The 1,013-nt window shown below is 38.5% G+C and carries 1 protein-coding gene; it reads right to left on the reverse strand.

Features of this window, described 5'->3' with window-relative positions; translation table 11 throughout:
• Window positions 1-49: 49 nt before the first annotated feature.
• Window positions 50-706, reverse strand: coding sequence for a fructose-6-phosphate aldolase (gene fsa / locus ACFIO5_RS10665; protein ID WP_011181303.1), 657 nt, complete (start codon window positions 704-706; stop codon window positions 50-52).
• Window positions 707-1,013 lie beyond the last annotated feature (307 nt).

Below are 1,013 nucleotides of genomic sequence, written 5' to 3' on the forward strand. Positions count from 1 at the left end.
GCCCAACTGAACAAATTTTCTTGTTGCTTCAAGGGGATCTTGCAAAAGGTTAAGCGATATTTTGTCCGGTTTTTTTCCAGTCTTCGAGGAAGCTTTGCAAACCTTTCTCGGTTAGGGGGTGTTTAATTAGCGCTTTTAAGATGGTTGGTGGGATGGTGGCAACATCTGCACCACTTAGTGCTGCTTCTTTGACGTGATTAATGGTGCGAATTGAAGCTGCCAAAATTTGTGTTTCAAAGCTGTAGTTGTTATAAATTGTGCGAATTTCATGAAGCAGATCACTTCCATTGATTCCGTAATCGTCCAGTCTGCCAACAAATGGTGAAATGAATGTCGCGCCTGCTTTGGCGGCTAATAAGGCTTGATTGGCAGAAAAACAAAGTGTGAGATTGGTTTTTAATCCTTGCGCTGTCAGAGCTTTACAGGCTTTTAATCCATCAAAGGTTAAGGGAAGCTTGATGCAAATATTGTCAGCAATATTTGCTAAAACAGCTGCTTCTTTCATGATGTCTTCAAATTCCGTTGCTGCAACTTCTGCGGAAACAGGTCCATGCACCACGAGGGTACAGATTTCTTTTGTCACTTCAAGAATATTGCGTCCTGATTTTAAGATGAGTGAGGGATTGGTGGTCACACCATCAACAAGGTTTAAATTTTGTAATTCTTGGATCTCTTCAATATTGGCGCTATCCACAAAAAATTTCATCTCCCATCTCCTTAGTTTTTCGCTTATTCATTTTAAAGCTTGTGATGTTTTATCCTTTTTTGGTTATGCGCTATTGTTTATGGCAAAAGCAAGAGGAAGCATTGTACTCTCATATGGTAAGTCGGAAAAAAGGAAAAAAATTCGGCATTGGAAAGAGGCTAAATTGTATGAGGGGTTTGTTTATAATGCTAGCTCGCGTTTCTGTTTGTGAATCACATTATATATAATTAAAGCCAATAGATTATATGCATTTATTTTATATAACTCCCTTTAGAATCCACACTTTTATGCTCGATTCAATTGACCA

The organism is Bartonella sp. AA86SXKL (assembly GCF_042196885.1).